23 protein-coding genes and 3 tRNA genes are annotated in these 24797 nt (G+C 65.7%); 8 read left to right on the forward strand and 18 right to left on the reverse strand.

Annotation, left to right across the window (positions count from 1 at the left end; genetic code table 11):
- Nucleotides 1-91: 91 nt before the first annotated feature.
- The 5 genes from D4765_RS03785 to D4765_RS03805 all read right to left on the reverse strand — a co-directional run bounded on the left by D4765_RS03785 (nt 92) and on the right by D4765_RS03805 (nt 3348).
- Nucleotides 92-610, reverse strand: a complete 519-nt coding sequence (locus tag D4765_RS03785) for a hypothetical protein (protein WP_136640890.1) — start codon at nt 608-610, stop codon at nt 92-94.
- Nucleotides 611-749: 139 nt separating this feature from the next.
- A complete protein-coding gene (locus D4765_RS03790) occupies nt 750-1529 on the reverse strand; it encodes an ABC transporter ATP-binding protein (protein WP_136640891.1) in 780 nt (259 codons plus the stop codon).
- Complete coding sequence (locus D4765_RS03795) at nt 1526-2596, reverse strand: FtsX-like permease family protein (protein ID WP_136640892.1); 1071 nt, start codon at nt 2594-2596, stop codon at nt 1526-1528. The genes D4765_RS03790 and D4765_RS03795 overlap by 4 nt, the downstream gene beginning before the upstream one ends.
- Nucleotides 2597-2772: 176 nt before the next feature.
- Nucleotides 2773-2845, reverse strand: a tRNA-Val gene (locus D4765_RS03800).
- A gap of 29 nt (nt 2846-2874) precedes the next feature.
- Complete coding sequence (locus D4765_RS03805) at nt 2875-3348, reverse strand: peroxiredoxin (protein ID WP_136640893.1); 474 nt, start codon at nt 3346-3348, stop codon at nt 2875-2877.
- Nucleotides 3349-3545: 197 nt separating this feature from the next.
- Here D4765_RS03805 and aceE point away from each other — a divergent pair, with 197 nt between their 5' ends.
- From aceE to D4765_RS03835, 6 genes are all read left to right on the forward strand, one after another.
- The gene (gene aceE, locus D4765_RS03810) at nt 3546-6275 is read left to right on the forward strand and encodes a pyruvate dehydrogenase (acetyl-transferring), homodimeric type (RefSeq protein WP_136640963.1); all 2730 of its coding nucleotides are present in this window, start codon (nt 3546-3548) and stop codon (nt 6273-6275) included.
- A gap of 13 nt (nt 6276-6288) precedes the next feature.
- Nucleotides 6289-7497, forward strand: coding sequence for a PucR family transcriptional regulator (locus D4765_RS03815; RefSeq protein ID WP_136640894.1), 1209 nt, complete (start codon nt 6289-6291; stop codon nt 7495-7497).
- A gap of 100 nt (nt 7498-7597) precedes the next feature.
- Nucleotides 7598-8521, forward strand: coding sequence for an ACP S-malonyltransferase (locus D4765_RS03820; protein ID WP_136640895.1), 924 nt, complete (start codon nt 7598-7600; stop codon nt 8519-8521).
- Between the two features lie 24 nt (nt 8522-8545).
- Entirely contained in the window at nt 8546-9550 is a 1005-nt protein-coding gene (locus D4765_RS03825) for a beta-ketoacyl-ACP synthase III (protein WP_136640896.1), read from the forward strand.
- Nucleotides 9551-9591: 41 nt separating this feature from the next.
- Nucleotides 9592-9840 (forward strand): acyl carrier protein, encoded by a 249-nt coding sequence (locus D4765_RS03830; protein ID WP_136640897.1) that lies wholly within the window; start codon nt 9592-9594, stop codon nt 9838-9840.
- A gap of 153 nt (nt 9841-9993) precedes the next feature.
- On the forward strand, nt 9994-11229 hold the full coding sequence (locus D4765_RS03835; RefSeq protein WP_136640898.1) for a beta-ketoacyl-[acyl-carrier-protein] synthase family protein: 1236 nt from the start codon (nt 9994-9996) through the stop codon (nt 11227-11229).
- A gap of 150 nt (nt 11230-11379) precedes the next feature.
- Here D4765_RS03835 and D4765_RS03840 read toward each other — a convergent pair whose 3' ends face one another.
- Entirely contained in the window at nt 11380-11883 is a 504-nt protein-coding gene (locus tag D4765_RS03840) for a DUF3145 domain-containing protein (protein WP_136640899.1), read from the reverse strand.
- Nucleotides 11884-12095: 212 nt separating this feature from the next.
- On the opposite strand from D4765_RS03840, the gene D4765_RS03845 reads away from it, so the two are divergent.
- The gene (locus D4765_RS03845) at nt 12096-12629 is read left to right on the forward strand and encodes a PadR family transcriptional regulator (RefSeq protein WP_161580349.1); all 534 of its coding nucleotides are present in this window, start codon (nt 12096-12098) and stop codon (nt 12627-12629) included.
- Between the two features lie 122 nt (nt 12630-12751).
- Here D4765_RS03845 and D4765_RS03850 read toward each other — a convergent pair whose 3' ends face one another.
- From D4765_RS03850 to D4765_RS03865, 4 genes are all read right to left on the reverse strand, one after another.
- The gene (locus D4765_RS03850) at nt 12752-13681 is read right to left on the reverse strand and encodes an alpha/beta hydrolase (protein ID WP_161580350.1); all 930 of its coding nucleotides are present in this window, start codon (nt 13679-13681) and stop codon (nt 12752-12754) included.
- A gap of 195 nt (nt 13682-13876) precedes the next feature.
- Nucleotides 13877-13950: transfer RNA gene (locus tag D4765_RS03855), tRNA-Ile, on the reverse strand.
- 54 nt (nt 13951-14004) lie between these two features.
- Nucleotides 14005-15315 (reverse strand): glycosyltransferase, encoded by a 1311-nt coding sequence (locus D4765_RS03860; protein WP_237280240.1) that lies wholly within the window; start codon nt 15313-15315, stop codon nt 14005-14007.
- Nucleotides 15316-15387: 72 nt separating this feature from the next.
- Nucleotides 15388-16302, reverse strand: a complete 915-nt coding sequence (locus D4765_RS03865) for a DMT family transporter (protein WP_136640902.1) — start codon at nt 16300-16302, stop codon at nt 15388-15390.
- Nucleotides 16303-16344: 42 nt separating this feature from the next.
- Here D4765_RS03865 and def point away from each other — a divergent pair, with 42 nt between their 5' ends.
- Nucleotides 16345-16917, forward strand: coding sequence for a peptide deformylase (gene def / locus D4765_RS03870; RefSeq protein ID WP_136640903.1), 573 nt, complete (start codon nt 16345-16347; stop codon nt 16915-16917).
- Between the two features lie 61 nt (nt 16918-16978).
- Here def and D4765_RS03875 read toward each other — a convergent pair whose 3' ends face one another.
- From D4765_RS03875 to dusB, 8 genes are all read right to left on the reverse strand, one after another.
- On the reverse strand, nt 16979-17284 hold the full coding sequence (locus D4765_RS03875; protein ID WP_136640904.1) for an AzlD domain-containing protein: 306 nt from the start codon (nt 17282-17284) through the stop codon (nt 16979-16981).
- Nucleotides 17281-18012, reverse strand: coding sequence for an AzlC family ABC transporter permease (locus tag D4765_RS03880; RefSeq protein WP_161580351.1), 732 nt, complete (start codon nt 18010-18012; stop codon nt 17281-17283). The genes D4765_RS03875 and D4765_RS03880 overlap by 4 nt, the downstream gene beginning before the upstream one ends.
- Before the next feature lie 146 nt (nt 18013-18158).
- Nucleotides 18159-18231: transfer RNA gene (locus D4765_RS03885), tRNA-Asn, on the reverse strand.
- Nucleotides 18232-18339: 108 nt separating this feature from the next.
- A complete protein-coding gene (locus tag D4765_RS03890; RefSeq protein ID WP_136640906.1) occupies nt 18340-19371 on the reverse strand; it encodes a D-isomer specific 2-hydroxyacid dehydrogenase family protein in 1032 nt (343 codons plus the stop codon).
- Between the two features lie 35 nt (nt 19372-19406).
- On the reverse strand, nt 19407-20219 hold the full coding sequence (locus D4765_RS03895) for an ATP-binding cassette domain-containing protein (protein WP_136640907.1): 813 nt from the start codon (nt 20217-20219) through the stop codon (nt 19407-19409).
- Nucleotides 20220-20290: 71 nt separating this feature from the next.
- Nucleotides 20291-22294: a DNA primase gene (gene dnaG, locus D4765_RS03900; protein WP_136640908.1), complete on the reverse strand. Its 2004-nt coding sequence runs from the start codon at nt 22292-22294 to the stop codon at nt 20291-20293.
- 6 nt (nt 22295-22300) lie between these two features.
- Nucleotides 22301-23569 carry a deoxyguanosinetriphosphate triphosphohydrolase gene (locus tag D4765_RS03905; RefSeq protein ID WP_237280241.1) on the reverse strand — a complete coding sequence of 423 codons (1269 nt, stop codon included), beginning with the start codon at nt 23567-23569 and terminating at the stop codon, nt 22301-22303.
- Nucleotides 23562-24764, reverse strand: coding sequence for a tRNA dihydrouridine synthase DusB (dusB, locus tag D4765_RS03910; protein ID WP_237280242.1), 1203 nt, complete (start codon nt 24762-24764; stop codon nt 23562-23564). Before dusB ends, D4765_RS03905 begins: the two co-directional genes overlap by 8 nt.
- Nucleotides 24765-24797 lie beyond the last annotated feature (33 nt).

The following is a 24797-nucleotide window of genomic DNA, read 5'->3' on the forward strand; positions in this document are numbered from 1 at the left end:
GGCGCAGTACACACGCCCTGCGGGTAAGGAGTACCGGAACGTTCCGAACGTGCACCTTCGAACTGTTGCCACCAGCAGTGTTCCCACATTGCTACTGGCGACCCGTGCCGGTACGGGAGGGCAACCGCCGCGCGACTACCGCGGGGGCGATCCCCAACAAGGCGAGCACCAAGGCGAGTTCGAGAACGCCGAGCCCGAAGTAGATGCTCTGCAGAAACGAATACTGCCGGATCATTGCGATCTCGATGAAGATCCACACCATCATCCCGAACCCCGCGACCGCACACCACAAAAGACTGGCTGCGTTGCCCCTCTGTAGAGCGATAGCGCCTGCCAACTGGGTGCCGCCGACAACCACGCCGAGCAGCAGACCCGGGATGAGGTATGAAGTGAACGGTGTGTCTGCCAGGTATGCAAGCGGTATCGGCCCGCCGTCTGCGATTGCGCCGAGGCATCCGCCCGCGAACGAGGAAGCGGCACCGAAGTACAGCAGAACCAGTAATGCACGCCAGGCCGTCGACGATGACTTTCGTCGAAAAGACGCCGACACCCGGGAATAGGGCACCGCTGGGCGAGGCACTGGGGCAGAGGAACGAGCACTGTCGGTCATACCACCACCCTTCCCGGATGCGCTCTCTCCGATGGGGCCGAAGGTCCTGCGAATCGTCCTGCGACCGCGGACTACGTGCATCGCCGTCGGTCTCGACGGGTAAAGCGACTGGTCAGCGCCACAACTACCAGAAGCAACATCATGGAATACGGATGGGAATACCACTGATTCCGGTCGTCAACAATGCGGGTGGGGGTGTCTGCTGAGCGTCGGCAGCGAGCGTCTGACGGGTCGCAACCCCATCGACCATCACGTAGTAGGTCTCGAAGCGCTGCAGTTGCTGCTCGTCATGCGTGACCAGCACGGTTGCGGTGTTCTGCTCGATCGTGAGTCGGGTGATGAGGTTCAGGATGCTCGTACCTCTCGCCTGATCCAGTGAACTGGTCGGTTCGTCGACAACCAATACGGTGGGGTCATTCATCAGGGCTCGGGCAATGTTCACGCGTTGGCGCTCACCCCCGGAGAGCATCGCCGGGAACTTGTGCGCCTGCCGTTCGACTCCGACCGCTGCCAGCAGGTCCATGGCACGCGAACGGCTGTGACGCCGCGTCTCCGCCTTGCTCGCTCCCCCTCTTGGCGTTCTGGCCCCGAGCTTCTCCATGACCAACAGCTGCTCGAGAGCGGTCAGCGCCGGCAGCAGGTTCGACTGTTGGAAGACGATCCCGAGGTGATCGCGGCGCAGCTCGGCACGCTCTGAGAGCGAGAGCCCCGTCACCTCCACATCATCGATGCGCACCGACCCGGAGTCGGGCCGGATGAGGGTCGAGATGACGGCCAGCAGGCTCGACTTACCCGAACCCGACGGGCCGCTGAGCCCCACAACACTCCCGCGAGCGACGGCGAGTGAGACGTTGTCGACGGCGATGATTCTGCTGGCCCCGTCCGGGTAGGTCAGGGTGACATTCGAGAGGGTGATCATCGGTTGCTTCCCAGAGCGGTCAGAGGGTCGGCGTGCGTCACCGAACGAAGAGCGAACGCCGCACCCAACAGCCCGAGGGCGATCATCGCGACAGCCGGGGCGAGAGTGGTGTACCAGGCCAGAATGAAGGGCAGAACACCGCCGACAACGGCTCCGAAAGCTGCCGTCGCGCCGATCCCGACTCCCACCCCCACAACCAGCACAAGAGCCGCCTCGCCAAGCGAGTCGGTGACAAGCATTCTGTTCGATGCCCCGAGCGCTTTCAGAACGGCCACGTCAGGTTGTCGCTGCATGCCCCACACCGTGAAGAACGCGCCCACGACAAGCGCCGAGATACCGAACAGCATCGCCACCATCAGCAGCAGCGACCCGATCTCCGAGCGGAACGCGGAGAGCGCGGTCAGCGAACCGACCAGGCTCTGGGAGGTGGTGTCGGCGGCCAGGTCGGCGGCCGCAAAGCCACTGTCTGTACCGTCGGCCGCGAGAACGGTGGCGAAGGCGTCGGGGTTGCCGGAGGCGCTGGCGGTCTTCTGCCAGTCGGCCAGTGAGACCCAGGCGACGGCCGTGTGCGAATACCATGCGTCCGTCGTCACGGCATCGACGACGTAGACGTCGCCGTCGAGGGTGATCGTGCCGCCCGCTACAACATGCAGGGTCGAAGCGGCAGTCTCCGGTACGGTGATGTGGCCGTCCCGGGTCGGTACGGCCGATCCGAAGGAGGTGTCGGCGCCGAAAAGGGCGACGGAGGCCTGCCGTGAACCCGCAAAGAGCTTGGTCTGGCTGATACCGACCGGATGCACCGCGCTCACTCCTGAGGTTTTCGACCACGTCGCGGCCTGCGTCGATGTGATGGCTGAGTCGGAGTAGCTCAGGCTGTTGCCGTCAGCGGGTTGCGAGAACACGACCCGGTCGGCGGGCAGTGCGAGCACCGCGGAAATGTTCTGGTTGGCGAGGCCAGCGGTGAGGCCGGCGAGAAAGCCGACGAGGAGGGTGATGAGGGCGACGACAGCGGCAATCAGGATGAAGCGGCCCTTGGCAAACCTCAGATCACGGAGTGCGACGAACATTCGTACCGGCTCTCGCTGTTGACAGGAGCACTGCCTGATGCGGTGCTCCCGAACGTCAAGGATGCCCCGGATCAGCTCCCCGAACAGGGCCGAAAGTCCCCCGACGGAAACACCTGCGTCGCGTCCGACGCCCATGCTGAACGGACGCCCATGCTGAAAGGATGCCTGTGCTGAAGTGGGCCCTACCGGGATCGAACCGATGACATCCACGGTGTAAACGTGGCGCTCTACCAGCTGAGCTAAAGGCCCTTCACGCCCGAAGACGCGTTGAAAGCATACTAGACCGCGGCGGGCTCGAGTTCTTCGAGGGCGGCGCGGTAGGCCTCAATCGAACGGGCCTCGCCCGGGGCGGTGATGAAGCTGGCGCGAATGATGCCCTTGGTGTCGATGACGAAGGTCGCACGGTTCGAGAAACCCTTGCCCTCGAGAAAGACGCCGTATTCCTTTGCGACGCCGCCGTGGGGCCAGAAGTCGGCCAGAAGGTTGAAGTCGAACCCACGCTGGTCGCTCCAGGCACGAAGCGACGACTTGGAATCGACGGAGATTCCGAGCAGTTCGACGTGCTGGTCGTTGAACAGGGCGATGTTCTCTTCGAGCTGGCAGAACTCACCGGTGCAGACACCGGAGAAAGCGAGTGGGTAGAAGACGAGGACAACGGGCTTCACACCACGAAACTGGCTGAGACGAACCTTTTCGCCGTACTGGTTCGACAGTTCGAAGTCGGGTGCCCACGTGTCGTTTTCGAGTGCCATAGAGGCGATCCTTTCGGCGACGGGTAACTTGCCCGCCAGACCCAAACAGCCAGTCTAAACCTCGAAACCGACCGATCGCTGCCCCGGAGGGCGAATCTGGTCTGACAGATTCGTTAGGCTTGTCGGTGGTGTGCATTCCGTGAACCGGAGGGCCTCCAGTTGAATGATCTCTACAACCCAAAAGAGAGAGGTTGACGTTGACTGTCAACGATCAAGACCCCTATTCGGTGACGAACATCGATTCCGATCCCGATGAAACCGCCGAATGGTCTGAATCGCTCGATGCGCTGGTCGCAGAGCGTGGCCACGGGCGTGCTCGCGAGATCATGCTGAGCCTGCTGAAGAGAAGCAAAGATCTGCACCTGAACGTTCCGATGGTTCCCACCACCGACTACATCAACACGATCGCTCCCGAGAACGAGCCCGAATTCCCGGGCGACGAAGATGTCGAGCGCCGCTACCGTGCGTGGATCCGCTGGAACGCGGCAATGCTGGTGCACCGCGCCCAGCGCCCCGGCATCGCCGTCGGTGGCCACATCTCGACGTACGCCTCGAGCGCGAGCCTCTACGAAGTGGGCTTCAACCACTTCTTTCGCGGCCAAGACCACCCGGGCGGTGGCGACCAGATCTTCGTGCAGGGCCACGCCTCCCCCGGCACCTACGCCCGCGCGTTTCTCGAGGGCCGGCTGAGCGAGACCCAGCTCGACGGTTTTCGCCAGGAGAAGTCGCACCACGGTGGCGCGCTGAGCTCATACCCGCACCCCCGTCTCATGCCGGAGTTCTGGCAGTTCCCGACGGTGTCGATGGGTATCGGCCCGATCAATGCCATCTATCAGGCTCAGGCGAACAAGTACCTGACCAACCGCGGCATCAAAGACGCCAGCGACCAGCAGGTCTGGGCATTCCTCGGCGACGGCGAGATGGATGAGGTCGAGAGTCGCGGCCAGCTGCAGGTCGCGGCCAATGAGGGCCTCGACAACCTGAACTTCGTGATCAACTGCAACCTGCAGCGCCTCGACGGCCCTGTGCGCGGCAACGGCAAGATCATCCAGGAACTCGAGAGCTTCTTCCGCGGTGCCGGCTGGAACGTCATCAAGGTAATCTGGGGGCGCGAATGGGATTCGCTGCTTCAGAACGACACCGACGGTGCGCTGCTCAAGCTGATGAACCAGACTCCGGATGGCGACTTCCAGACGTACAAGACCGAAGACGGCGCGTACGTTCGCGAGAACTTCTTCGGGCGCGATCCGCGTGCGTTGAAGCTCATCGAGGATTACAGCGACGATCAGGTCTGGGGTCTGAAGCGCGGTGGCCACGACTACCGCAAGGTGTACGCCGCGTTCAAGGCCGCGAGCGAGCACAAGGGCCAGCCCACGGTCATCCTCGCGCACACCATCAAGGGTTACGGCCTCGGCAAGGGTTTTGCCGGCCGCAATGCCACCCACCAGATGAAGAAGATGTCTCTGCCCGACCTCAAGGCGTTCCGCGACGAGATGCGCATTCCGATCACCGACGCGCAGCTCGAGGCGAACGATCACTGGACTCCCCCGTACTACAACCCGGGCCCCGGCGACGAGGCCATCGAGTACATGCACGAGCGTCGCCGCGCACTGGGCGGCTACGTGCCAGAGCGTCGCACGAAGCACACCGCGTTCACGCTGCCAGACGACTCGGCCTACGCCATCATGAAGAAGGGCTCCGGTACGCAGGAGATCGCTTCGACCATGGCGTTCGTGCGTCTTCTGAAAGAGATGACGCGCTCGAAGGACTTCGGCAACCGCGTGGTTCCCGTCATCCCCGACGAGGCGCGCACGTTCGGCATGGATGCGTTCTTCCCGAGCGCGAAGATCTACAACCCGAACGGCCAGCACTACACGAGTGTCGACCGCGACCTGTTGCTCGCCTACAAAGAGAGCCCCCAGGGCCAGATCATCCACGTGGGCATCAACGAGGCCGGCGCGGTGGCAGCGTTCACCGCAGCGGGCACCTCGTACTCGACGCAAGGCGAACCGCTCATCCCGGTCTACGTCTTCTACTCGATGTTCGGCTTCCAGCGCACGGGCGACGCCCTCTGGGCCGCGGGCGACCAGATGACCCGCGGGTTCATCATGGGCGCAACCGCTGGCCGCACCACGCTCACCGGCGAGGGCCTGCAGCACGCGGATGGCCACTCCCACCTGCTGGCCTCCACCAACCCCGCCGTGGTGTCGTACGACCCCGCGTACGGGTACGAGATCGGGCACATCGTGCGCTCGGGCCTCGAGCGGATGTACGGCGGAACGCACACCGACCCGAACGTCATGTACTACATCACGCTCTACAACGAGCCGATGGTCATGCCGGCCGAGCCCGAGAACGTCGACGCCGACGGTATTGTGCGCGGCATCCACCACCTCAAGGCCGGCAACGGCCAAGGCCCGAAGGCGAACATCCTCGCTTCGGGCGTGGGCGTACCGTGGGCTCTCGAGGCTCAGGAGCTGCTCGCGAACGACTGGGGCGTCTCGGCCGACGTCTGGTCGGTCACCAGCTGGACAGAGTTGCGCCGCGACGGGCTGCTGGCCGAGGAGCACAACTTTCTCTACCCGAACGACGAGCGCCACGTTCCGTATCTCACGAACAAGCTCTCGGGCGCCCAGGGCCCGTTCGTCGCGGTGAGCGACTACATGCACGCCGTGCCCGACCAGATTCGCCAGTTCGTTCCCGGCGATTATGCGACGCTCGGTGCCGACGGGTTCGGGTTCTCTGATACGCGCCCGGCCGCCCGACGGTTCTTCAAGATCGACGGCCCCTCGGTTGTCGTTCGTGTTCTCGAGCAGCTCGCCGCCCGCGGCGAGGTCGACCAGAACGCCCCGGCCTGGGCCATCGACAAGTACCGTCTGCACGACGTGTCGGCCGGCACCTCTGGCTCGGCGGGCGGCGAGAGCTAACCGCTTTCACCCCATGTCGAGAACCAAAGAGCAGACCCTTGCGTGGCTGCGAACGGTGTCGGGAGAACTCTCGACAGCGACCATCAAGCGCCTCGACGAAACGCTTCCCTGGTACGGCGACATGCCGCCGGGGAGGCGTTCCGCCGTGGGCCTCGTCGCCCAGGCCGGCATCAAGTCGTTCATCACCTGGTACGACGACCCCACGACCACCACGTGGATCGCCTCAGACGTGTTCGGCTCCGCGCCGCGCGAGTTGCTCCGCTCGGTGAGCCTGCAGCAGACGCTCCAGCTCATCCGCGTGGTGGTCGAGGTGGTCGAGCAGCGCGTCGCCGGTGCCGACCAAGACCTCCGCGAAGGCATCCTGCTCTATTCGCGCGAGATCGCCTTCGCCTCGGCTGATGTGTACGCCCGAGCCGCCGAAGCGCGCGGGCTCTGGGATGCCCGGCTCGAGGCACTCGTTGTCGACTCCATTCTCAGCGGCGAGTACGACGACGAGCTGCCGAGCCGTATCGCCGCTCTCGGCTGGCACGGCCACGGCGAGGTGAGCGTTCTCGTCGGAACAACGCCCCGCATGCTCGACGTCGACCAGTTGCGCCGCACCGCACGCCACCTCTCAGCCGACGTGCTCATCGGTGTTCAGGGCGGCAGACTGGTGCTGGTCATCGGGCGTTCGCAGCCTGCGGGCCTGCCTCCGGATGATCAGCCCACTGCCGCTTCCAGCGAACCAGCCCTGACGTTCATGCAGATCGCGAACGCCCTTGAACCCGGATTCGGCCCGGGCCACCTGGTTCTCGGCCACGAGGTGCCGAGCCTCGTCGAGGCCTCCCGAAGCGCGAAGGCAGCGCTCGCCGGTTTCGCCGTGGCGAAATCGTGGCGCAACGCCCCCCGCCCGGTGTACGCCGACGATCTGCTTCCCGAGCGGGCGCTGGCCGGTGACCCGCTGGCCCGGTCGACTCTTGTGAACCGGGTGTACCGGCCGCTGCAAGACCAGAGCCCCGAACTGATGACCACGCTGTGGTGTTACCTCGACAATGGCCGGTCGCTCGAAGGCACCGCGCGCGAGCTCTTCGTGCACCCGAACACCGTTCGCTACCGTCTGAAGCGCGTCTCTCAGGTCATCGGCTGGGATGCCACCGGCGCCCGGGAGGCCCTCATTCTGCAGTCGGCCCTGATTCTCGGGTCGATGAACGACCCTGACCCTGCTCCCCGCCGCCGCACCTGACCAAAGCCGGTTCGGCCCTGGTCGATACCGACAACGAAACTCGAAAAGGTTGGTTGGTTCTCACCACCGACTCCTCCTCCACACTTGAAAGACTGACAACATGATCGTGATCGTCTGCCCGGGCCAGGGCTCACAAACCCCCGGCTTTCTCGACCCGTGGGTTGCCGAACCGCAGTTTCGCGAGCACCTCGAAGCGCTGTCGTACTGCGCCGAGCTCGACCTCCTGAAGCACGGCACCACGAGCGACTCCGACACCATCCGCGACACCAAAGTGGCCCAGCCGCTCATCGTGGCCGCCGGGCTGCTTGCGCTGAAGGCACTTCTGGCTGACGGTCGACGGTCGTTCGTCGGCGGTGTGGCCGGCCACTCGGTGGGCGAGATCACCGCTGCCGCAGCATCCGAAATTCTCACAGAGGTCGACGCGGTGACGCTGGTGCGTGAGCGCGGGCTGGCCATGGCTGAGGCCGCAGCGCTCACCCCCACCGGCATGAGCGCCGTTGTGGGCGGCGACGAGAGCGAGCTTCTGGGCGTGCTCGAAGCGCTCGGCCTGCAGCCGGCCAACTTCAACGGCGGAGGCCAGGTGGTTGTCGCCGGTTCGCTCGAAGCCCTCGCGCAGCTGCCGCAGGTCGCCCCTCGCGGCGCGCGGGTGATCCCGCTGCAGGTCGCCGGTGCCTTTCACACCCGATTCATGCAACCCGCTGTCGACCGGCTCACCGAGGTTGCCCGCGGGCTCACCCCGCATGACCCCACACTGCCCATCTGGAGCAACCGCGACGGCGGCGTCGTCGATTCCGGCGACGAATTTCTGCGCCTGCTGGTGGGCCAGGTCTCGTCTCCCGTTCGCTGGGATCGCTGCATGGCCTCGTTCGCAGCAGCCGGGGTCACGGGTATCATCGAAGTCGCGCCCGCCGGCGCCCTCACCGGTCTTGCAAAACGGGGTCTGAAGGGTGTGCCGTCGGTTGCCATCAAGACACCGGATGACCTGCCACCGGCTATCGAGCTCCTCACCGGCGCCGTCGCCTAACCCCACGATTCCTGAGAGAAGCGCATGCCCCGCCCCGCACTGCAGCAGTCACACGGACACGAGTTCACCCGCATCTACGCGATGGGTGCCGCTCGCGGTGAACTCGTCGTACCGAACGACCAACTGATCGAGGCGATCAACTCGTCAGACGAGTGGATTCGCCAGCGCACCGGCATCATCGAACGCCGGCGTGCTCCGAAAGACATCACCGCCGTCGACCTCGCCACCGAAGCCGGCATCGAGGCCATCGCGAAGTCGGGCATTCGTGCCGACCAGATCGGTGCCGTCATCGTGGCCACCATCAGCAACCCCGTGGTCACCCCCTCGGTCTCCACCCTCGTCGCAGAGCAAGTGGGCGCAAAGACTGCCGCCGCGTACGACATCGAGGCGGCGTGTGCGGGCTACGCGTATGGCATTGCACAGGCCGATGCCCTGATTCGCGCGGGTGTGGCCGAGTACGTGCTCGTCATCGGAGCTGAGAAGCTCTCTGACTTCGTGGAGCCCACCGACCGCTCGATCTCCTTTCTGCTCGGCGACGGTGCTGGTGCTGCCGTGGTCGGCCCGAGCGATTTCCCGGGCATCTCACGCTCGATCCTCGGCTCCGACGGCTCGAAGTGGGGTGCCGTGGGAATGAGCGGAACCCACGCGGGCTTCCGCGCCGGCGACAACGAGTGGCCGCACCTTCGTCAAGACGGCCAAGTTGTCTTTCGCTGGGCCGTCTGGGAGATGGCGAAAGTCGCGCGCCAGGCGCTCGAGGTCGCGGGCATCACCGCCGACGACCTCACCGCGTTCATCCCGCACCAGGCCAACATGCGCATTGTCGACGAGTTCGCCAAAGTGCTGAAGTTGCCCGAACACGTGCTCGTCGCGCACGACATCGAGACGACCGGCAACACGTCGGCGGCGTCGATTCCACTCGCTGCGCACCGGCTGCTCTCCGAGCATCCGGAAGCCTCGGGCGGCTACGCCCTGCAGATCGGCTTCGGCGCGGGCCTCGTCTTCGGGGCCCAAGTCGTCGTGCTGCCCTAAACTGAATGTCGCCTCAAATGACACCACAAGGAGAAAAAATAATGGCATTGTCCACCGAAGAAGTTCTTGCCGGCCTCGCCGAGCTCATCAACGACGAGACGGGTATCGCAGCCGACACGGTTGAGCTGGACAAATCGTTCACCGATGACCTCGACATCGACTCCATCTCGATGATGACCATCGTTGTCAACGCCGAAGAGAAGTTCGACGTCAAGATTCCCGACGAAGAGGTCAAGAACCTCAAGACCGTCGGCGACGCAGTTCACTTCATCGCCAACGCCCAGGGCTGAACCCGACCGCAGGATGGCCGGGCGACACTCGTCCGGCCTCCTCGCTGTGCTCACAGACCCTCCTGAACCACAGACCCTCCTGAACCACAGACAGACCTGAACCACAGACAGACTTGAACCACAGACAGACTTGAACCACAGGAAGCTCTTCTCATGACCAAAAGAATCGTCGTCACCGGCATCGGCGCCACCTCTCCCCTCGGAGGAACGGCTGAAGAGAGCTGGCAGGCACTGCTCGGCGGCGTTTCGGGTAACCGCACCCTCGAGCAGGAGTGGGTTGAGAAGTGGCAGGTTCCCATCACCATGGCGGCGCAGGCCGTTGTGCCCTCGGCCGACGTGCTCACCCGCCAGGAGACCAAGCGTCTCGACCCGAACAGTCAGTTCGCGCTGACCGCAGCGCGCGAGGCGTGGGCTGACGCCGGCTCACCCGAGGTCGAACCCGAGCGTCTCGGCGTCGACTGGGCCACCGGCATCGGCGGCCTCTGGACCCTGCTCGACGCGTGGGACACCCTGCGGGAGCGTGGCCCCCGCCGCGTGCTTCCCATGACCGTTCCCATGCTCATGCCCAATGGCGCTGCCGCCGCGATCAGCATGGACATCGGCGCTCGTGCCTTCAGCCGCACCGACGTCTCGGCCTGCGCATCGAGTACCGAGTCGATCGCCAACGCGTTCGACCACCTGCAGGCAGGCCTCGCCGACGTGATCATCGCGGGCGGCTCTGAAGCGTGCATCCACCCCCTGCCCATCGCCTCGTTCGCCGCCATGCAGGCGCTCTCGAAGCGCAACGACGACCCAGCCACCGCGTCGCGTCCCTACGACGTCACCCGTGACGGCTTCGTTCTCGGCGAGGGCGGCGCGGCCATCGTTCTTGAGACCTACGAGCACGCCGTCGCCCGCGGCGCCCGCATCTACGCCGAGGTTCTCGGGGGCTCAGTGACGAGCGACGCGTACCACATCACCGCGCCCGACCCCGAGGGTTCGGCGGCGGCTCGTGCCATGATCGCGGCGATCACCAACGCCGGGTTCTCGATCGCCGACGTGGCACACATCAACGCACACGCCACCTCCACTCCCGTCGGCGACATCGCCGAGTACAACGCGCTTCGCCGGGTATTCGGCGAGGCTGTCGAAGGCATTCCCGTGTCGGCCACGAAGGCATCGACGGGCCACCTGCTCGGTGGTGCCGGCGCCATCGAGGCGATCTTCGTGATCAAGGCGCTCTACGAGCGTCTCGCCCCGCCCACCATCAACCTCACCGAGCAAGACCCGGCCATTCGGCTCGACGTGATCACGTCGCCCCGCAAGCTGCCCGACGGCGACCTGCTCGCCATCAGCAACTCGTTCGGCTTCGGCGGCCACAACGCCGTAGCGGCCTTCAAAACCCTCTAGTCGGCTGCCTGCCCTGTCCCCATTCGCTGACCCCAGCGCTCACACCACTTCGGGTCGGCGAAGTTTGCGGGTGTCGGGCTGTCGCACCCGCAAACTTCGCCGAGTGGATGCTTGGGTGGGGTGGCGTGGGGTGGGGCCGAGGTGGTGAACTCAGCCTACGGAGTGCAGCCAGACGACGGGGGCGAAGTCACTCGCGTAACGGAACGGTTCCAGCTCGTCGTCCCAGGCCTGGCCGAGGGCGAGGCGCAGTTCACGATGCAGTTCCAGCGCGTTGGTGCCCGCCGTTTCCATGGCCGAACGAATACGGTCTTCGGGAATGACCGTGTTGCCGGCGCTGTCGGTCTGGGCGAAGAAGATGCCGAGGTCGGGAGTGTGCATCCATCGACCGCCGTCACGGCCCGGAGCCGGGTCTTCGGTCACCTCGTAACGCAGGTGCTCCCAGCCGCGGAGGGCTGAGGCGATGGCTGCGCCGGTGCCGGCAGGGCCCTCCCAGTAGAACTCTGCACGCTGCGAGCCACGCAGTACGGGTTGCTCGATCCAGGTGAAGTTCACTGCACGACCAATAGCGCGACCTGCCGCCCACTCGACGTGAGGGCAGAGCGCGCGAGGAGCGGAGTGAACATAGATCACTCCGCGTGCGACTGATGCCACCATTTGTTTTCTCCATTCGTGAGGTACGTCTTCCCCAACGACCTGGCGTGAATGGATGCCCAACAAAGCGTGACCGGTATGAAGTTGTGACGCGGCCAGCAGTCTTACTGCCACGTCAAGCTGCAACCAGTATGCCCACCCGCTCGGTAAATCACAAGGCTGCAACGCGGCGCTCCCTATACTCGGTAGGGCATTGTCAGAAAGGGTGTGTCGCCGTGTCGCTTCGTTCGAGCATGCTGGCGGTTCTCACCCTCGGCCCCGCCTACGGCCTGCAGTTGCACCACGAGATCGAGGCTCGCACGTCGCGGGTCGGCTGCATCAACGTAGGCCAGACGTACTCGACCCTCAGCAGGCTCACCATCGCCGGCTATGTCGCGCCGGCCGGAGTGACGGATGACGCACTCCCCCTCTACCGCCTCACCGATGCCGGCCGGGCTGAGGCTGAGGCCTGGCTCGCGGGGCACACGGTCGAGGCCGAGTGGTCGGCCATGGTGGCGCACGTGCTACTGGCCGCCAGTCTGCCGGGGGTTCCTGACGGCCTCCGCGAGCTCATCCGGGCGTACCGCGCGGCGTGGACTTCGCCTGGACAAGGCGGCGCGCTCGCTCCCAGTGCTGCGTACGCGAACGACTTGCTCGCCTCTGCTGCCAGGAGATGGCTCGACGATGTGGAGGCCCGGTGTGCGACCGGCGAGCTCGTGGCACGCGGGTACGACGACAACCGGCCCCGGCGCGGGCGTCGTCCGCGCTGATATCGGGCTGGTGCGGCGACGCCGCGGTGCACTACTGTCGCGGTGAAGTGGAGCGCTGTTAGTGTGGCATTCGTGTCAGCGTGTCAGCTGGTCCGCGGGTCGGCTGCTCGGCTGCGAACGGCTCAGCTGGAAAGCAGAGTGCGCTGCAGCGCGTGGGCGAGAGCGGCAACGCCCTGCTCGCCCAGAACCGTGGTGTAGTGGTTCACAGTGTGGAGTTCGACAAAGCGCACGTGCGGCAGCTCGAGCTTCCACCCGTCGATCTCACGGGGCGTGTAGACGCCCGGCGATTCGTTGAGTAGTCCGCGGCCGGCCGTCAGCACGGTCAGCGGAACCCGTACGCGATCGAGGGCAGCTCGCGCCGCCGTGCTACCGAAGAGTTCACGTGAATCGGCGGCCAGGGCATCCGGTGACACCGCCAACTGCAACTCGATCGCGCCCTCTGCGGTGAGGTACTCAGTGACGTGAGTGTCTGCGTAAGCGGCAAGGGCGGGGCTCCAGGCGGCCGAGAGCGCAGGGTGCAGACTCCAGAACTTGCGATTCATCGCGCGGTCGGCGAACGACAGGGTGAACCCGCGTGCCCCGGCACCCAGAACGGCCTCGAGCAGATCGGCCTCGGAGTGGTTCAGGGGCACAGTGACGGGCAGCCCGCCGTCGACCAGTACGCCGCGTTCGAAGACACCACCCCCGGCAGCACCGGTCGAGCTCTCGGCTGCATCTCGCGCCAGCAGTTCGACAGCCACGAACGCACCGAGCGAATGACCCAGCACGGTGGCCCGCGTGATGCCGAGCGCACGCATCACCGCCCGCGCATCACTCGTATGCTGGGCGACCCCGTACGGCCCTGTGAGATCGTTGCTGAGGCCCCGGCCGCGCAGGTCGGGGGCGATGATGCGCACGTCGGGCAGCTGCTCTGCAAGCGTCGACCACACGTGATGGGTGGAGGTCATGCCGTGCAGCGCTAGGATGACCGGCGCATCGACCTCGTCGGGCCGCCACTCGCCCACTCGCATCAATCCACTCGCTACGGGAACATCGTGTGTCAGGTACGTCATTCGTGAACCTTCGTCTACCCCTGAAGTCGGCTGTCGCCCGGCTCCCCTGAGCATGCAGGAGCTAACCGAGCCTTCGTCACGTTAGCGGCCCGCCCGGCCGGAGTCAACAACTTCTGAGCTTCGAACGCCAATCTCACCCCAATTGGGGGTACCAGCGTGGCGAGGCTAGAGGAGCGAGGAGCGAGGGGCGAGAAGTGGGGCGTGCGGGACTTGAACCCGCGACCGACGGATTATGAGTCCGATGCTCTAACCAGCTGAGCTAACGCCCCGAAACGGCAGTGCTGCCGCGAATAAACGATACAGGGTTTGGGCGGTGGCGGTGTTCAGGGGTGCGAAGGGTCGGCGCCACCCGGAACGGTATCGGGCTGCGATCCCAGCGCGGCGCGGGTCTCGGCGTTGAGTTCGGCATCGATCGCTGCGTCGTCGACATCGGATGCCCCGCGGTACAACCTCTCGAACGTGACGATGGTGCGCTGCAGGTCGTGGGCCTCGATGAGCTCGAGAGACTGCTTCTTGAACGCGTCGAGCTCTTCTTGCGGCAGGCGGAGGATGAACTCGAGCTGGTCAGCCATCTGCTGCGAATTGCCGGGCTCGAAGAGAAAACCGTTGCGGCCGTCTTTCACGAGGTGCGGCAGGGCCATGGCGTTCGCCGCGACGACAGGCAGGCCCGACGCCATGGCCTCCATGGTGGCGATGCTCTGCAGCTCGGCGATCGAGGGCATAGCGAAGACGGTGGCCCGCGTGTAGGAGGCGCGCAGCTCCTCTTCGGTGACGTAGCCGGTGAACGAGACGCGGTCTTCGATATCCATCACTTTGACCTGGTGCTCAAGATTCTTCAGCAGGTCTCCCCCGCCGACGATGTCGAGCTTGGCGTTCAGGTCGGCCGGCAGCAGGGCGACAGCTTTGATCAGCACGTCGATCTGCTTCTCGCCCGTGATGCGGCCCACGAAGAGAATGTGGTTGCCCTCTCGCGGGGTGAAGTCGGGGGTGTAGTTCTCGGCGTCGATTCCGCAGCTGATGGCCAGAACGCCGGAGAGGCCCGTGTACTTCTCGAGGAAGTCTGCGGCCTTCTGCGTGGGAGTGGTGACCACGTCGGCGCGGCCGAAGGTGCGCTTGGCGGCGCGCCACGCCATACCGACGGCGCGCACCTGCCACGACTTCGGCAGCAGGGTGAACTCGAGCAGGTTCTCGGGCATGAAGTGGTTGGTGCCGATGATGCGCACACCGCGCTTCTTGGCCGCAATCGAGAGGCCGCGACCCACGATGATGTGCGACTGGAAGTGCACGGCGTCGGGCTTCACGTCGTCGAGGATGCGGTCTGAGTTCTTGTTGATGAACCACGGCTCGGCCCAGCGCAACCAGTCGTGCGGGTACCAGCGGAAGCTGCGGAGACGGTGAACGGTGATGTCTTGGCCGTCGTAGGTCTCTGTCCACGTGCCGTGTCGGCGGGATGCCGCCGGGGCGACGACGTGCACGTCGTGCCCGCGGGCGGCGAGCCCAGAGGCCAGGCGTTCGGAGAAGCGCGCGCTGCCATTGACGTTCGGCGTGAAAGTGTCTGCGCCGATGACGATCTTCAAGGGCTTCACGGCTTCCGCGGCCTCAGAGGAGGAACCGGATGCGGAGGAAGCTGACAAGTGATGTCTTTCTGGTTCGGAGGCGGTCGGCCGGGCATCCGGTATCTGGATGCACCTTGCAAAAAACTTACTCTAGTGCTCGCTCTGCGGGTGGTATTTGGCCAACCCGAAGACTCCCAGTATCGCCAAAATTCCTGTGAGAACAAAGCCGACGAGCGCAAAAACGGGAGCCTGCGATGCTTCGCCGAGCACGATGATGCCGATTCCGACGGCTACCATCGGGTCGACAACGGTGAGACCGGCGATCACCAGGTCGGGCGGACCGACGGCATAGGCGGTCTGCACGAAGTACGCACCCGCCGCCGCAGCGGCCAGTAGGCCCACCAGGCAGGTGAGGGTGAGCCACTCGAAGTCGTTCTGCTGCAGCCGGCTGATGACCACTTTGGCGAGCGTTGCGACAAAGCCGTACAGAACTCCGGCGCCCAGAATGTAGGCGATTGCCGTCATGCGCTTGCGGAACAGCACGAACAGTGCAATGAACAGCGCGAGAACCACAGCGAGCACGATGACAATGGTGACCAGGTTCTGGTCGCTCACCGGCCGGTCGACGGCAGTGAAGGCGGCAATCAGCACGAACAGGGCAACCCCGCCGACGCACATGACGATCGAGATGACCGACCGGCGATTCAGCTTCGTCTTGGTCACCCGTGAGTTCAGAATCGACGTGATGACAAGGGCCACCGCGCCGAGTGGTTGAACGACGATGATGGGCGAGAAGTTCAGGCTCGTGAGCTGAAAGACGATGGCGAGGCCCAGCATGAGGCTGCCGAACACCCACGAGGGTCGACGCAGCAGAGCGAGCAGCTGCCGCACGTCGAGGCCGCCGGTGACCTGTTGACCCGCGGCTTCGACCTTATTGACACCGCGGTGCTGAAACTGCGCACCGAACGAGAGGAAGACCGCGCCGACAAGCGCGATCGGAATGCCGATGAACTGTCGGGGATCGAGGGCCAGCTGCGCTGAGACGAAGTCGAGTTCGGGAGGCACCCAACGACACTAGCGTGGGAAGTGCGCGGATAGGCTTAGCGAATGGCCGTTCTTCCCATTCGTATCTCGGGTGATGCTGTTCTGCACGCTCCCGCCCTGCCCGTGACCGCCTTCGATGCCGAGCTGCACGAACTGGTGGCGAACATGATCGACACGATGCACGCCGCGCCAGGCGTCGGTCTCGCTGCGCCGCAGGTGGGGGTGCCGCTTCGGCTGTTCGTCTACGAGTACACCGACTCGGATGCGGTGGTGCACAGCGGCGCGGCCATCAACCCGGTTCTGCTGATCAGCCCGCCCCCGGTGGCCGACGCCGACGAAGATACCGATTCAGAGGGCTGCCTTTCGTTTCCCGGCGAACGGTTTCCGCTGGTGCGCTCGTCCGACGCGGTGCTGCGAGCGTTCGACGTCGATGGCGTGGCGTTCGAGGTCGAGGCGAGCGGGTGGCTGGCACGCATCTTCCAGCACGAATTCGACCATCTCAACGGGTACCTGTACGTCGACCGCCTCGAGTTTCCGTATGCCAAGGCGGCGGCGAAGATCTCGCGCAAGCGCAGCTGGGGCAGCCCCGGCCAGAGCTGGATGCCCGGGGTCGACACGTTCGAGGGTGGGGCCTGACGTTTCTGGTGGGCCTGACGTTTCTAGTGGGCCTGACGTTTCTGGTAGGAGCTGACCCGCGTCAGGTGAGCGCCCGGATGCCGGCGGCGAGTGCTGCCGCCACGATCACCACCACGATGAACGGCACCTTCAGCGCGTAGAGGCCGGCTGCGGCGAGAATCGCTGACACACGGGCATCCAGAACCAGGTGCTCGCCCTTGCCGAAGGTCTGCACGGCGATGAGGCCCGCGAGCAGCGCCACGGTGAGCAGGTTCGCCACGCGCGCCGGGGTGGGCCGCTGGATGAGTGCGGGCGGGATGAGGTAGCCGGCGAACTTCAGCGCGAAGCACACGATCGACGCCAGAATGATGAGCTGCCAGAGCGTCACGACGGCATGCCTTCGATGGGCGGCGACTCTGCGGTCTGGTCGCCTGTCTTCGGGCCGAGCCAGTTGGTGAGACCGAACACCACGGCGACGATGGCGGCGACGAGCACGGGAACCCCGGGCGTCAGAACGGGCGTCAGCAGCGCCGCGGCCACGGCGGCCAGTACGGCGACGGCCTGGGCCTGCAACTGCTTCAGGCGGGGCCAGAGCAGCCCGAGGAAGGCGGCTGCTGCGGCTGCGTCGAGTCCGTAGGCACTCACATCGCCGATCAGGTTTCCGATGAGGGCGCCGACGAGGGTGGTGAGGTTCCAGCCGACGAAGACCACCAGGCCGGTCATCCAGAACCCCACGCGCTGGGCCTTCAGCGTGGGCTGGGCGGTCGAGACGGCTACCGACTCGTCGATGGTGAGGTGTGCGGCGGCAAGTCGGGTGAACCAGCCGGAGCCGACGACCGGCGACATTCGGAGCGCGTAGATCACGTTGCGGGAACCCAGCAGGGTTGAGCTGGCGATGGCGCTCGGCGCTGCAGCGAGCCCGCCGGCCGCAATCACGCCGATGAACGCGAACTGCGAACCGCCGGTGAACATCACGAGGCTCAGAAAGCAGGTCTGCCAGACGTCGAGACCGGCAGCGACGGAGAGGGCGCCGAAAGAGATTCCGTACGCTGCAGTGGCCACCCCGACGGCGACACCGGCTCGCAGCGCGGTACGGGTGGCGGGGGTTTCGGGCACTCTGACAGTGTGTTGGATGCCCGGCCGAGTCGCAAATGCGGGTGTGGTGGCGCCGCGACGCGGGAGCGGTTCGCCCGCCGACAACCCGGCAAAGACGTCTGGGCAACAAAAAAGGCCGCCGGGGTGGAGCCCTGACGACCTTTTCGCTCCCCGACTTGGACTCGAACCAAGAACCTGCCGGTTAACAGCCGGCTGCTCTGCCAATTGAGCTATCGAGGAATGCTGAAACAGCTTGATTACGTTATCACGAATCTGCCACGTGCTTGGTCGGCCGCCTCCCGGTACGAGAAGCTTCTGACGTTCACACGAACAACTGCCTCCGCGAGCTTAGTACCCCGCTTGCGGGTCGACAACTCCGACGAATCCTCCGGAACCGAGAAATGCTTCGACGTTCTGCTGCAGGCGGGCGGCGAGCAGCGGTGCCGTCATCTCCGGGGTGTCTGCGCTGTGGGGCGTGATGATGATGTTCGGCTCCGACCAGAGCGGATGCCCGTCGGGCAGTGGCTCCGGATCAGAGACATCGATGCCCGCACCCGCGATCTGGCCGCTCGCCAGTGCTTCGGTGAGGGCATCCGTGTCGACCAGACCGCCGCGGGCGATGTTGATGAGAAAGGCTGAGGGCTTCATCAGGGCGAGTTGCTTCGCACCGATGAGGTGACGGGTGTCTCCCGTCATGGCGGCGGCCACGATGACCACGTCAGCCCCCGGCAGCACTTCGTCGAGCGACTCGGTTGCCACCGTGCGCGCGGCGCCCGCGAGAGGCGCTGTACTGCGCCTGACAACGGTGGTGGTGACACCGAACGGTTCGAAGAGCCTCAGCAGCTCGACCGCGATACCCCCAGCGCCGATGATGACGACGCTGCGGCTGTAGAACGACTCCCCCGTCGATGGCGCCCACGACGTCGCCCGCACCCGCTCGGGAATGCGGCGCATGAGCGCGAGAATGAGCATGAGCGCGTGTTCTGCGACCGGCTGCGCGTAGGCGCCTTTGGCACTGGTCCAGAGCAGATGAGGCCTGTCCTGGATTTTCAGAAGCTCTGCAAATGCGTCGACACCCGCCCAGGGCAGCTGCACCCACTGCACCTGCGGGTTGGCCTGCAGGTGTACGGCGAGATCGTCGGCGTTGACGGAGGTGAGCCAGACGATCGCCCGCGTCTCGGCGCTGATCGCGGCCACGACACCCCCGCCCGCGGTGACCGCATCAACGAACAGGGCGTTGGGGGTGGGAAGGATGGCGATGGGGCCCGGTGTCGGGCGAAGCTCATCGGCGACGGGTGTCACGTCGATCGAAAGAACCGCCGCGTGCTGCCCGGCCAGGGGGCCGGCGGTACTGGGCTGGTCGTAGCGAGAGGTACTCATTCGTCTCCGTCGTCGTCAGGTGAGGTGTGCTCCGCTCACTGCCCGCGGCCGCCGATGGCCTTGGCGAGGCCGGCGACGTAGGGATGCCGCGGATCGTTCAGCACGTCATCAATCGTACCGAGGCCCACAACCACACCCTCGTGCAGCACCACGATGCGGTCGACCGAGCGCCTGAGCACCTCGAGATCGTGGCTCACGATGAGCGTCGTCGCGCCGCGGTCGCGCTGGAGTTGAGAGATGACGTCGATGACAGGGCCGCGAACGGAGACATCCACTCCGGCGGTGGGCTCGTCTGCGACGTAGAACACGGGATCGAGGATGAGCGACCGTGCGATGGCGACCCGCTGGCGCTGCCCGCTCGAGAGTTCGTGGGGCAACTTGCGGGCTGTGCCGACCGGCAGCAGCAGGGCATCCAGAAGCGTGGCGACCCGCAGGCTCGCGTCTTTCTCGTTGTAACGTTTGTCTCGTGAGAAGAGCGGCTCGGCGATCGACTCGGCGATGGTCATGTTCGAGGTGAGATCGCTCGAGGAGTCTTGTGGCAGGTAGCCGACCCCGAAGGTCAGTTTGTTGAACGTGCGGCCGCGCACGCCTTTGCGGAGGTCGAAACCAAGGGTGCGGAGCCCTCCCCCCACGATGCGGGGAACAGATTCGCGCGAACCCCGGCCAGCCTGGCCCGCGGCAACCTGCGCGAACGTCGATTTGCCTGACCCGCTCGACCCGACCAGGCCGATGATCTCACCGGGCTCAATGCGCAGACTCACCCCTCGCACGGCGGTGTAGGCGGCGCTCACACTGTGGGCGGGGTACTCGATGGTCACGTCAGACGCGACCAGCACGGGCTCACTCATTGCATGAGCTTAACCCGACATGCTGCGAGCCGGCCCGCCCCGCGCCGTGAATACCGGGCCGTCGGCATGCGCTACTCACCGTTCAGCGTGCGCCGCTCGGCCTCGACGTTCATCAGTTCGCGCTGGATGCGTCGGTAGCCTTCGGGGTCGACGCTGGAATCGATACGGTACAACTGCCCGAGCAGCTCTTCTTTGCGGCGTACCAGGTGACGCTCGATGAGCGACGACGTCACTCGTCTGAGGTAGACGTCGAGCTCTCGCTCTGGCCGTTCGGGAATGGGCGCCACGGCGAGTTGCCCCACGAGGGTCGAGTACTCGGGGTCAAGCGACGAAGCGACGGCCGATACCCAGTCGGGCTGGTCGAAGAGGTCGAGGGAGGCCGCTATGGCGTTCCGCACAGCGGCGAGCGGGGCGTTGCTGAAGCTCACGGTCGAGGCGCGCGCGATGAGGTCTTTACCCACCGACTTCGGGTACTGCAGCATGGCCATGAGCGCGTCGCGTTCGAGCCTCGATGATGTGGTGATGGGCAGATCGGTGAGCGAGAAGACCCGCGCGAGTGGGGCATCACCCACCCCCGAGGGGGCGCCTGGGCGCTGATCGCGGAGCTGGCCAGAGCCACCCTGACCGCCGCGATCGCGACTGTCGCCCTGCCCGCCGCCGCCCTGCACGCCCTGGCTCTGCGCGTTGTCGCCCTGCCGGGTCGCCCGGTCACGGCTGTCGCGGTCGACAGCGGCCTTGCGGGCGTCACTCGCACCCGCGGTGCTGCTTGCCTGAATAGCTCGCTCGACATCGCCGATCTCAACACCCAGCATGCCCGCGAGTTCGCGCGTGTACCCCGGGCGAAGCGCGGGGTCTCGAATGTCGGCCACAACCGGTGCAGCTTCTCGCAAGGCCGCCACCCGGCCCTCGACGGTATTGAGGTCGTAGTTCGAGAGCTTCTGGCGAATGACGAACTCGAACATGGGCTTCTTCGACTTCACGAGCCGGCGCACCGCATCGTCACCGCGGTTCAGGCGCAGGTCGCACGGGTCGAGACCGTCGGGCGCCACGGCCACGTAGGTCTGCGCGGCGAAGCGCTGCTCCTCGCTGAAGGCGCGGAGGGCGGCCTTCTGGCCCGCGGCGTCGGGGTCGAAGGTGAAGACCACTTCGCCGAGGCCGGCGGTGTCGTCGCCGAGGATGCGCCGCATGATCTTGATGTGATCGACCCCGAACGCGGTGCCGCAGGTGGCAACCGCGGTGGTGACCCCAGCGAGATGACAGGCCATCACGTCGGTGTAGCCCTCGACCACGACCACCTGGCGACTTCGTGAGATGTCTCGCTTCGCCAGGTCGAGCCCGTAGAGCACCTGCGACTTGTGGTACACCGGCGTCTCGGGGGTGTTGAGGTATTTCGGCCCCTTGTCGTCGTCGAACAGGCGCCGGGCGCCGAACCCCACGGTCTGGCCGGTCTGATCACGGATGGGCCAGACGAGACGCCCACGAAACCGGTCGTACGAGCCCCGGTCGCCTTGGCTTGTGAGACCCGCGGTGCTGAGCTCTTCGGTCGTGAACCCGCGGGTGCGCAGGTGTTTGCCAAGGTTGTCCCACCCCTGCGGGGCGTAGCCCACGCCGAAACGTTCGGCTGCGGCAGCGTCAAAACCGCGTTCGCCGAGAAAGCGCCGCCCGGCATCCGCCCCTTCTGTCATCAGCTGCTCGATGAACCACTCGCGTGCTGCCTCATTGGCAGCGAGCAGCCGTGCACGGTTGGTGTGGTCGCTGGCCTGGCCGCCGTCTTGGTAGTGCAGCTCGAAGCCGATGCTGCCAGCGAGGCGCTCGACCGCCTCGCTGAAGGTGAGGTGATCCATCTTCTGCAGGAAGGTGAAGACATCGCCGCCTTCGCCGCAACCGAAGCAGTGGTAGAAGCCGACCTGCGGGCGCACGTGGAAGCTAGGCGAACGCTCGTCATGAAAGGGGCAGAGCCCCTTCATTGAGCCGACCCCGGCGCTCTTCAGGGTGACGAATTCGCCCACGATGTCGGCGATGTTCACACGAGAGCGCACCTCGTCTATGTCGGCACGCCGGATGAGCCCTGCCACGACGCCCTACTCTCGACCCGGCACGAGCCGGGCGTGCCACGAGAGCGCCGACTGGTCGGTGAGGCTGGCAACCTGGTCGACGACGACCCGCTTGCGGGCACTGTCGCCCTCGGCGGCGGCCCAGTCGCCCCTGAAGGCCGGTTCGAGGTTCGTCTCGCCTGTGGCGAGCAGCAGTTCGGCAAGATCGACGAGCAGGGCCCGTTGTCTGCGGTAGATGGGCTTGCGCTTCGTGCTCGACATGACAAAGGCAGCGACGATGCCCTTGAGCACGGCGATCTCAGCCGATACCGAGCGCGGCACCACAATGTCGGCTCCGAAACGAATGAGATTCTCTGAGCTGTATGCCTCGCGCGTGGCGTGAGTGGCTGCGCCCGCAAATCGACCGATGAGCTGGCTGGTGAGGTTCTTGAGCTTCGCCTGGTCGACTCTGCTGCCGTTCCATTCGTCGATCCACACGTCGAGCGAGTCGAGCCGGTCGAATGCCGCGATGAGCTCGGCGTGGCTGAATGAACCGCCCACCCACGAATGCATGCTTGTGACCAGTTCGTCGTGGTTGACCCTGCTGCCAAGGGCCGGCACGTCGATGTAGCCGTTCAGAACCGCGTCTTCGAAGTCGTGTACCGAATACGCGATGTCGTCTGACAAGTCCATCACCTGCGCCTCGACGCAGAGCGCCCCGACGGGCGCGCCCTCACGCAACCAGGTGAACACCGGTATGTCGTCGGCGTAGACGCCGAACTTCTGCCGACCGCTGGCGTCAGTCACCGCATCAGCGACCGACCATGGGTACTTGCAACTCGCATCGAGGCTCGCGCGGGTGAGGTTCAACCCGAAGGAGGCGCCATCAGCCCCGAACACCTTGGGCTCGAGCCGCGTGAGAATGCGCAGGCTCTGCGCGTTGCCCTCGAAGCCGCCGATGTCGGCCGCCCACTCTGAGAGGGCCCGCTCGCCGTTGTGCCCGAAGGGCGGATGCCCGAGGTCGTGTGCAAGGCACGCGGTGTCGACCACGTCGGGGTCGAGCCCGAGGCTCGCCGCCAACTCCCGCCCGACCTGGGCCACTTCGAGCGAATGCGTGAGACGGTTGCGCGCAAAGTCGAGGTCGGCCGCCGGAGAGAGCACCTGCGTCTTGGCGGCGAGCCGCCTGAGCGCGCCGGAGTGCAGCAGACGCGCCCGGTCTCTCGCGAAATCGCTGCGCCGGCTGTAGTGCTCTTCGGGCTGGGGCCGCTCGGTGTCGTGCAGCGTGTACCCGCTGGCTACCGCCACCCGTTCAGCCACCGCTGTGCTCCACTTCGGCACCGGCGAGTTCGGCGCGGCCCGTGGTGTCGAGTGTGCGTGAGTCGAGCCACTTGTCGGGCAGGGCCGGGCGCTTGGGGCGACCGGCTCGGCCGCGGGGGCCCTCGGCATCGATTCCGGGGTAGGGCAGAGTGGGGTCGAGGGTGGCCAGCAGGTCATCCATCTCGGCGAGCGTGGTGACCATGGCGAGGGCGGCACGCACCTCGTGGCCGACCGGGTAGCCCTTGAAGTACCATGCGACGTGCTTGCGGATGTCGCGGCACGCCCGCTCTTCGCCGTCGTAGAACTCGGTGAGCAGCTCGGCGTGGCGGCGAAGCGCCTCTGCGGCCTGGCCGAGCGGCGGGAACGCGCGGGCTGCAGTCGCCTCGGCATCGGTGATCTCGCCGGCCCGGTGGCGGAACGCCGCCGCAAGGTCGCCGAACAACCACGGCCGACCGAGGCAGCCGCGGCCCACGACGACACCGTCGCAACCGGTCTCGTCGACCATGCGGAGCGCATCGTCGGCCGACCAGATGTCGCCGTTGCCGAGCACCGGAACACTCGTGATGGTCTCTTTGAGTTTGGTGATGGCCGACCAGTCGGCCTGGCCGGAGTAGAAGTCGCCAGCGGTTCGGGCGTGCAGGGCGATCGAGGCGACCCCAGCCCCCTCGGCGGCACGCGCGGCTTCGAGGTACGTGAGGTGGTTGTCGTCGATACCCTTGCGCATCTTGACCGTGACCGGGATGTCGCCGGCCGCCGTCACCGCTGCCTCGACGATGGAACGAAAGAGGTCGCTCTTCCACGGCAGGGCAGCCCCGCCGCCGCGCCGGGTGACCTTCGGAACAGGGCAGCCGAAGTTCATGTCGATGTGGTCGGCGCGGTCTTCGGCCACCAGCATGGTGACGGCCTCGGCCATTGTCTTGGGGTCGACACCGTAGAGCTGAATGGAGCGAGTGGTCTCTGAGGGGTGGTGCGCGATGAGCCGCATCGACTCGGGGGTTCGCTCGACGAGCGCCCGACTGGTGATCATCTCACTCACATACAGGCCCGCGCCGTACTCGCGGCAGAGCCTGCGATAAGCGGTGTTCGTGATTCCGGCCATGGGCGCGAGAACAACGGGCACGTCGAGGGTGATCGGGCCGATCGTGAGCTTCGGTGCGAGTGTCGGTGCGGGGGCGAGAGTCGGTGTAGCTGGCATCACGTCAATTCTCCCAGAGTTTGACCGTCTGTG

This window comes from Subtercola vilae, assembly GCF_004923255.1.
Classification (GTDB): Bacteria; Actinomycetota; Actinomycetes; order Actinomycetales; family Microbacteriaceae; genus Subtercola; species Subtercola vilae.

Bases quoted from the DNA above. Each gene is read 5' to 3' on its own strand.
- def (WP_136640903.1), top strand. From the start codon at position 16,345: ATGGCCGTTCTTCCCATTCGTATCTCGGGTGATGCTGTTCTGCACGCT.
- D4765_RS03785 (WP_136640890.1), bottom strand. From the start codon at position 610: ATGACCGACAGTGCTCGTTCCTCTGCCCCAGTGCCTCGCCCAGCGGTG.
- D4765_RS03795 (WP_136640892.1), bottom strand. From the start codon at position 2,596: ATGTTCGTCGCACTCCGTGATCTGAGGTTTGCCAAGGGCCGCTTCATC.
- D4765_RS03850 (WP_161580350.1), bottom strand. From the start codon at position 13,681: ATGACGTACCTGACACACGATGTTCCCGTAGCGAGTGGATTGATGCGA.
- D4765_RS03790 (WP_136640891.1), bottom strand. From the start codon at position 1,529: ATGATCACCCTCTCGAATGTCACCCTGACCTACCCGGACGGGGCCAGC.
- D4765_RS03840 (WP_136640899.1), bottom strand. From the start codon at position 11,883: ATGGTGGCATCAGTCGCACGCGGAGTGATCTATGTTCACTCCGCTCCT.
- D4765_RS03835 (WP_136640898.1), top strand. From the start codon at position 9,994: ATGACCAAAAGAATCGTCGTCACCGGCATCGGCGCCACCTCTCCCCTC.
- D4765_RS03830 (WP_136640897.1), top strand. From the start codon at position 9,592: ATGGCATTGTCCACCGAAGAAGTTCTTGCCGGCCTCGCCGAGCTCATC.
- D4765_RS03890 (WP_136640906.1), bottom strand. From the start codon at position 19,371: ATGAGTACCTCTCGCTACGACCAGCCCAGTACCGCCGGCCCCCTGGCC.
- D4765_RS03820 (WP_136640895.1), top strand. From the start codon at position 7,598: ATGATCGTGATCGTCTGCCCGGGCCAGGGCTCACAAACCCCCGGCTTT.
- dusB (WP_237280242.1), bottom strand. From the start codon at position 24,764: ATGCCAGCTACACCGACTCTCGCCCCCGCACCGACACTCGCACCGAAG.
- D4765_RS03895 (WP_136640907.1), bottom strand. From the start codon at position 20,219: ATGAGTGAGCCCGTGCTGGTCGCGTCTGACGTGACCATCGAGTACCCC.
- D4765_RS03805 (WP_136640893.1), bottom strand. From the start codon at position 3,348: ATGGCACTCGAAAACGACACGTGGGCACCCGACTTCGAACTGTCGAAC.
- D4765_RS03825 (WP_136640896.1), top strand. From the start codon at position 8,546: ATGCCCCGCCCCGCACTGCAGCAGTCACACGGACACGAGTTCACCCGC.
- D4765_RS03815 (WP_136640894.1), top strand. From the start codon at position 6,289: ATGTCGAGAACCAAAGAGCAGACCCTTGCGTGGCTGCGAACGGTGTCG.